The sequence below is a fragment of the Sphingomonas xinjiangensis genome (assembly GCF_014199255.1).
Lineage (GTDB): Bacteria > Pseudomonadota > Alphaproteobacteria > Sphingomonadales > Sphingomonadaceae > Sphingomonas > Sphingomonas xinjiangensis.
Map to the genome: position 1 here is coordinate 55409 of NZ_JACIJF010000016.1, position 6104 is coordinate 61512.

7 protein-coding genes are annotated in these 6104 nt (G+C 63.3%); all 7 read left to right on the forward strand.

Annotation, left to right across the window (positions count from 1 at the left end):
- Positions 1–7: 7 nt before the first annotated feature.
- The 7 genes from FHT02_RS17705 to FHT02_RS17735 all read left to right on the forward strand — a co-directional run bounded on the left by FHT02_RS17705 (position 8) and on the right by FHT02_RS17735 (position 5609).
- Positions 8–199: a hypothetical protein gene (locus FHT02_RS17705; RefSeq protein WP_184090836.1), complete on the forward strand. Its 192-nt coding sequence runs from the start codon at positions 8–10 to the stop codon at positions 197–199.
- 112 nt (positions 200–311) lie between these two features.
- Positions 312–641 (forward strand): hypothetical protein, encoded by a 330-nt coding sequence (locus FHT02_RS17710; RefSeq protein ID WP_184090838.1) that lies wholly within the window; start codon positions 312–314, stop codon positions 639–641.
- A 761-nt stretch (positions 642–1402) separates the two neighbouring features.
- Positions 1403–1960, forward strand: a complete 558-nt coding sequence (locus tag FHT02_RS17715) for a DUF736 domain-containing protein (protein ID WP_184090840.1) — start codon at positions 1403–1405, stop codon at positions 1958–1960.
- A 77-nt stretch (positions 1961–2037) separates the two neighbouring features.
- Complete coding sequence (locus tag FHT02_RS17720; RefSeq protein ID WP_184090842.1) at positions 2038–3144, forward strand: DUF2493 domain-containing protein; 1107 nt, start codon at positions 2038–2040, stop codon at positions 3142–3144.
- Between the two features lie 312 nt (positions 3145–3456).
- Positions 3457–4134: an SOS response-associated peptidase gene (locus FHT02_RS17725; protein WP_184090844.1), complete on the forward strand. Its 678-nt coding sequence runs from the start codon at positions 3457–3459 to the stop codon at positions 4132–4134.
- 305 nt (positions 4135–4439) lie between these two features.
- Entirely contained in the window at positions 4440–4901 is a 462-nt protein-coding gene (locus FHT02_RS17730) for a hypothetical protein (RefSeq protein ID WP_184090845.1), read from the forward strand.
- A 333-nt stretch (positions 4902–5234) separates the two neighbouring features.
- Positions 5235–5609 (forward strand): hypothetical protein, encoded by a 375-nt coding sequence (locus tag FHT02_RS17735; RefSeq protein ID WP_184090848.1) that lies wholly within the window; start codon positions 5235–5237, stop codon positions 5607–5609.
- The last annotated feature ends 495 nt before the right edge of the window (positions 5610–6104 follow it).

Genomic DNA, 6104 nt, shown 5'->3' on the forward strand with positions numbered 1-6104 from the left:
TCGAGCGATGAACCCGCATCCTTCTGAACCGACCGACGACCTCGAAAGCGAGCGCCTCGCTCTGTGCCTGCCCGAGCGCATCGCTGCGCTTTCCGACGAAGAGCTGCGCAGCGAATACCTAAACAGCGACGCCGAGGCGGGCGACCCAGTGCAAAATGCCCTTGCCGCCGAGCTTCAGATCCGAAACATCGACCTGTGACAACGCCACTCGGCTCGTGGGTTAGGGCACAAAGACGCTGAAGCGCCATGCTATTGCCAACTCGTGCAAGCAGGGCGACAACACTAACGTTCGTCAAACTGAGGGTGAAGACATGGTATTTCCTACTCTCCTGATTGTTGCCGGCGTGCCGGCGTTTGGCGGTTTGGCTGCCTGGGCCGTGGCAAAGCTGATCGAACCACAGCACATGCTAAAGCTTGTGCGGGCTGCACCGTCCGGCTCCGCCGAACTAGACCGTGATCGTCAGGACCTTGCGCGGCATGCCGACAAGCTGGGTATGGAATTCGATCTGCAACACTTCGATAAACTTGCTGCTACGATCGTGCGAGAGCCGGATTCGGCACGGAAGCAGGATCTCAAGGACGCAAAGGCGGCCTTGCGCGACCTCGCATTCGATAGGCACCCCGCGCCGTTGACGAATTGAGCGGCGATTGCCGGCGGTGCCGGCACCGGCGCTCTATCTCCACGCGCTTGCAGCGCGCTCCGACGGAGCCCGCAAGCGGTCTCCGCCCTTCGGGTCACGATCACCTATCGGGGCGGTTGTCCTCACGGTGACGCCGCTCCCCTTCATCGACGTGTAGCCTGCCGCACACCCACCCCTGACAGCCTTCGGCTATCGAATGACGCGCTTAGTGCGCGTCATGGGCTGCTTGTGAGCCCATGATCTCATCACACTCTTCGCCGTCTCACAGTGTCTCCGCGTTGCAGACCTGCCCGCCGCGGTCGCCGCCTTAGAGAGAACTGGCCGCCAAGGCGGCCAGTGCTTTTGTTTGTTCCTGAAAGGCGGCTCAACAAGAATACCGGGCCTAAAGGCCCTACGGTTTCCACCGCTAAAGCGGCGGAGCCTCCGTCATTCATGTTGCCCGCGCCGAACACGCCTGCGCCTTGAGCCCCTGCGACGACGGCTCCGAGTGCGATGAGATCAAGGGCAGGCCTCGCTCAACGCTGCGGTAGGAAGAAGAATTGTCCGCTTGCGCGGCCAATGCGCCATTTGCTTTTTACTTACGCCGCTGGTCGCGGCTTCTTTCTTTTGCTCTGACTCACCAAGTACGATGACTTTCTGTCAAGAAAACAACGAGCTTCAATACTTAGAGGGGAGGGGGTAAAAGGAAGATGCCGGAAGGGAAAGGGGAGAGGCCCCGCCCAGGCAAGGGGGAGAAGCCCCCGACTAGAGGAGTTACGATCATGAACATCGGTGAATTCAAGCGCAACGCAAACGGTGATCTTCTCGGTTCGATCGCCTCGGTTTCTATCGATCTTCCCCGCCTTGGCCTTCGCCCCGTGCGCAGCGACAATGAGCGCGCCCCGGCTTTCGAGATCATGGCCCTGAACGTTGCCCGTCGCTGGGTTCAGGTCGGCGCGCTTTGGGAGCAGGAAAGCAATACGAGCGGCGAAATCTTCTATCAGGGACGGCTCGAAGACCCGAGCTTTGCCAACCCGCTCCCCATCATGCTTTTCGGCGATGACGTCGACGGCTTCCGCGTAGTCTGGAACCGCCCGCAGCAGGTGGCCCGCGACATGGACGGCAACCGCCGCAGCCGCCGCAACCGTGACGAAGACGACACCGACACCACCGGCGAAGATATGGCATTCCCGCCGCTTGGGGGTGGCACCAGCGAGGAAGCACCCAAGGCCCGCCGCCGTGGCAAGTCGCGCAGCACTGGCTTTGGAGACGGCAACGCCACCGAGAACGGCGCGCTGATCCCCGCCGACCAGCTGGCAGACGATTACGTGCCCTGCTGAATGCCTGAAACGGGCGGGGAGAGGGGTGGAGCCCTCCCCCGGCCCTGATCGCACCACTTGCCACAGGGAATGAAGCTATGACGAAGGAAACGACTAGCCGCCGCCTTACCAGCTTTGCCGATCTTGGCGAAGCCTTCACGAACGCCGCGCGCAACAACACGCCCGATTGTGACCCGCTGGACGACAGCGCCGAGCACGACCTTGACGCCACCGACCGCGAACTGGCGATTGCCGACGCGATCCGCCACGACACCACCACCACCGCTTTTCATGAAGCGTTCGGAGACGTTGGCGCGCTCGCAATCATCGCTCCCGGTGAGGAAGCCGCCGAACTCGACATGCCCGAGCCCGCCGAGGCGCAGCACGATTGCCATGCAATCATGGTGACCCTCTTTGACCTGTTCCGCGATACCCGCCTTGAGGCGAGCGCGCAGGCAATCGCATGGGGCTTTGTGAACAGCTTCCACTATGAAGCCGACAAGCTGGCACGCGAGGAAGACGCCCTTTCGCGTGAACTTGGCGAAATGGTCCGCCGCTATGACCCGTCCGAAATTTACGCGGTCGAAGTCGAGGAATTGACCCTCCGCGCCCAGACGAAGGCAGAGCAGCGGGACGCCATCGCTTGCATGCGCGACTATGCCGCCGACTGTTACCGCGCACAGACGGGCCGCCCTTGGAGCAGCGCACGCGGCACCAAGGTTTCGAGCGCCACGACCGCCAGCCAGATTGCAGGCCTCGACTTCCTCAAAGCACGCGCGACGGCACTACGCGAACAGCGCAACCCCACCGGCCCGCTTGTCGTGTTTTCAGGCGGTCAGGAGTGGCACGACCACGAGCAGCTTTATGCCCGCCTCGACCAGATCAAAGCGCGCGTGCCCAGCATGACGCTTTGCACCACCGCCCAGCGCAAGGGAGCCGACGCAATCGCCACCGCATGGGCGGCGAGCCGAGGCGTTCCCGTCGTGGCCTTCACGCCGCAAACGGGCCGCTATGGCAACCGCGCCGGGTTCGTCCGCAATGACCAGCTTGTCAGCCTCCGCCCCGTCGAGGCGATCGTATGCGAAGGCTCCGGCATCCAAGGGCATTTGCTCGACAAGCTGAAGGCCGCGAACGTTCCGACCCATGCTTTCCGAGCAGACCGGCAGGCACCTGCGCCCGAGATCAAGCGCACAATCTGGGGCTAAGACTTCGGGCGGCGCGATCCGCCGCCCCATCCTTTCCACCGGCAAGTGGAAACTGGCCAGCGACGGGGAGCCCTAGCCCCGGCGCTGGCCTTTTGTTGTCATCGTCGCATCAGGGGGGAACCCTACGGTTCCCCCCAGCCAGGTCGCCGCGCGTGCCGCCGCCAGCATCGCCCCCGCCGGGGCTTGCTGGCACCAGCACGCGCGGCGACCTTCCCCCCTCCGGTAAGGCGCTGCCGCGCGCCAATGTCGCTACAGATGCACCCTACCCGGCAAATTTTGCCTAGCTGCAAACGGCAGCCTAGATTGGCTGCCATGTGCAATCGGTTTCGCATCTCAGCCAAGCAAGCCGCAGTGATGCGCGCGTGCGGTTTCGAGGCTCCTTACGCGCCCGATGAGACCTTTCCCCCGGCTCGCGAGATCTTCCCGACAGGCACGAAGACGGCGCGCCACGGACCCGTTGTGCGGCGCGCGACAGGCGGCAATCGGCCGCTCGAAATGGTCCTCATGGAATGGGGTTTCCCGACCAAGATCCCGAGCAAGCGCGATCCTGAGATCAAGCTTTCCAGGTACGTGACCAACGCGCGCAATCTCAGCTCGAGCATGTGGTCGCCGTCGCTCAAAACTCCCGAGCGGCGCTGCATCGTTCCGTTTACCCACTTCGCCGAGCCGCACCCCGAAGGCGGCAAGGGTGATGACGGCCAGCCTAAGCAGATGTGGTTCTCATTGCCCGACCAGCCGATCGGCTTTTTTGCAGGTCTCTGGCGGCCGACCGAGCGCGGCGAGGCCTTCGCTTTCGGGACCACAGAGCCGAACGACATCGTGCGGCCGTGGCACCCGAAAGCCATGCCGGTGATCCTGAAGCCGTGCGACCTGATCACATGGCTGGACGGAGACACGGACGCCGCCAAGGCGCTTGTGCGGCCTTATGACGGACCTATGCACCATCAAGTGGAAACACCGCGCGGTGACCTGATCGAGGTCGACGCTTAACACCGCTGCAGGCTCGCTCGCTGCGGTCCGGCCCCGTCGGGCCTCCCCTGGCTACGCATCGGCACAAGAAGCACGTGACGGGCATCGAGCCCGCCGCGTGCTGCTGCCGCGGGGGGTAAAACTCTCTCTCAAGTCGTCCGATTATCCCGGCCTGCGCAACGAGCCTCAAGGACGACGGGGCCCCACCATTTTCCCTGCGGGAAAATCGTTGCCCCCATCGCCGCTGAAGCGGCCGCTTCGCGGTCCTTGACCCTCGCCGCACAGGCCTACGGGGGAATCCGTCTTGAAGAGAAAAGGAAACGGTAATGCACATCAACGAAACGTCGAAGAGCAACGCCATTAACACTCGTTGCTTCAATCGCGGCCGCCGCCAAGCGGCGATTAGCGAAACGTCGCAGCCAGTCACGCCGGCGATCGACACGCTGCGGACTTACAGACCGGATGAGGCTGGTTACTGGGCCGCCCAACAAGCTGGTTTCTCGATCATCCAGAGGATCGAAGAAGCCCTCAAGAGCCGCGACCAGTGGGCGGGCCGATATAAAGGCTCCTTCAACGCCTACAGCGAGGAGTATGAGGATATCACTGACTGCTCGGGCGAGTATGACGATGCTCACCGATACGCAGAGGATCTGGCGGCGGACGCCTGCCTCGGAAACGCATACGGCATCATCGTCGCGCAGGGCCGCAACGACGAGGTGGCGCAGCTGATCCGCACCGCCCACGATCGGGAGGCGGAGGCCGCGACAGCGGAGACGATCACCGACTAAGGGGGCTTCGCGCCCCCTTTTTTCTGTCGCGCCGGCACTGCTCGCTCGCTGCGGTCCGGCCCCTTCGGGCCTCCCCTGGCTACGCATTGCCCGGTTGAGCGCCGTGCCGGGCTTCGAGCCCGGCCCAGCGCTGCTGCCGCGGGGGTAAAACTCTCTCTCAAGTCGTCCGATTGTCCCGGACAGCGCGGCGAGCCTCAAGGACGACGGGGCCCCACCATTTTCCCTGCGGGAAAATCGTTGCCCCCATCACCGCTAAAGCGGTCGCTACGCGATCCTTGACCCCCACCGCGCTGCCCTTCTGCGAAAATCGTCTTGAAGAAGAAGGAGGACGACATGCAGGTCTCATTGTTTCGCGCGCTGAAAAGCATTAATATCGACGACGAGATCGCGGCGAAGGCCGTCGAGGTTGTCGAGGAGCATATCGAAATGTCGGTCGCCCGCGCGGTTAAGCCACTGGAAGACAAGATCGACCTGCTGATTGGCCAGATTGGCAATCAGAGCGCCGCGTTTAACGGAAGGTTCGACACGCAAAACGCCAAGATCGACGCGCTCGCGACGAAGCTAGACTCGGTCAATCTCGGGATGCACACGGCAGTCTCAAGCATGCGGGGCGACATCAACACACTCCGCTGGCTGATCGCGGCGACTGCCACGGTGATTGCGACTGCCGGAGCAGCGGTAGGCGTCGTGGCGAAGCTTCCACTCTGACATGCTGCCGGGGGGCTTCGGCCCCCCGCTTCTCACGCACACGCAAGGGCCTCGCGGGTAACCGCGGGGCCTTTTCCTATTCACTACTTTGTCGCCCTGGTCGGCTCGCTCGCGGGCGGCTTCGACCCTTCGGTCTCGCCGCCGCTACGCCTCGCCGACCGCACTACGAGCGGTGCCTGGACCTACTGGTAGCCGCCATTTTCCTCACGCTCATGGGCGGCATCTTTCTGCGCCTCTTCCATGTCCTCCGCCTGCTCGTCCGGGGCGGAGTTCTGGTCCTCTGGATCGTACATCATCTCGGCTCTCCAATTGTCTCCCTCTCAACGCTGACGGCGGCGGATCGGGCCCGTCACCGCACAGGCCACCAGCGGCGATCAGGTGGAGGAGAGAGGGAGAGGTGGGTGCGGTTTCAACGAAGGAGGTCGAGATGGCCATCACGTTTCGCATCGACGATGGACACGCCAATGTCGCCGTGCTCCCCACCATCATTACAGC

Bases quoted from the DNA above. Each gene is read 5' to 3' on its own strand.
- FHT02_RS17705 (WP_184090836.1), top strand. From the start codon at position 8: ATGAACCCGCATCCTTCTGAACCGACCGACGACCTCGAAAGCGAGCGC.
- FHT02_RS17710 (WP_184090838.1), top strand. From the start codon at position 312: ATGGTATTTCCTACTCTCCTGATTGTTGCCGGCGTGCCGGCGTTTGGC.
- FHT02_RS17715 (WP_184090840.1), top strand. From the start codon at position 1,403: ATGAACATCGGTGAATTCAAGCGCAACGCAAACGGTGATCTTCTCGGT.
- FHT02_RS17720 (WP_184090842.1), top strand. From the start codon at position 2,038: ATGACGAAGGAAACGACTAGCCGCCGCCTTACCAGCTTTGCCGATCTT.
- FHT02_RS17725 (WP_184090844.1), top strand. From the start codon at position 3,457: ATGTGCAATCGGTTTCGCATCTCAGCCAAGCAAGCCGCAGTGATGCGC.
- FHT02_RS17730 (WP_184090845.1), top strand. From the start codon at position 4,440: ATGCACATCAACGAAACGTCGAAGAGCAACGCCATTAACACTCGTTGC.
- FHT02_RS17735 (WP_184090848.1), top strand. From the start codon at position 5,235: ATGCAGGTCTCATTGTTTCGCGCGCTGAAAAGCATTAATATCGACGAC.